The sequence below is a fragment of the Streptomyces sp. NRRL F-2664 genome, from assembly GCF_000719345.1.
In the GTDB taxonomy this organism is placed as follows: domain Bacteria; phylum Actinomycetota; class Actinomycetes; order Streptomycetales; family Streptomycetaceae; genus Streptomyces.
The window spans coordinates 1-487 of record NZ_JOFX01000340.1; the positions used below are offsets into that span (position 1 = coordinate 1).

At 73.7% G+C, this 487-nt stretch carries 1 protein-coding gene; it reads right to left on the reverse strand.

The features are described from left to right. The coding region (locus tag IF89_RS39615; protein ID WP_043194959.1) for a hypothetical protein at nucleotides 1-487 on the reverse strand (487 nt) is incomplete at both ends.

Here is a 487-nt window from a genome sequence, read left to right on the forward strand (position 1 = left end):
CGCGGTGGAGCCGGCGGCGGGGGTGCCGTCGGCGAAGAGCACCTTCGCCGAGGTGGTCCGGGCCGTGCTGTCGGCGTCCTGCACCGACACCGCCCGCGCCTCGCCCAGGCCGGCGTCCTGCTGGTCTTTGCCCAGGACGCCCTGGGTGACGGCCTCGGCCACAACATCTGTGGCGGTCTTGACGGTGGTGCCGTCGGGGCGGGTGGTGCTGCTGGTGTGGCCCCACGGGTCGGTGGAGGCCACGGTTTTGCGGCCGGCCTGGTCGGTGGTGGTGACTTTGTAGTCGGCCCACTGGGAGTAGTCGGCCTCCGACAGCACCCGGGCGCCGTCGGCGTCCGCTTCTTTGGCGTAGGCGCCGTCGCGGTAGTTGTCCGCGGTCCGCAGGGGGCGGCCCAGCGCGTCGAGGGTTTCGGTGACCCGTCGGCCGTCGGGGGTGGCGGTGACCGTCACGGTGGGGGCGGGGTAGGAGAAGGCGGTGGTCTGGGGC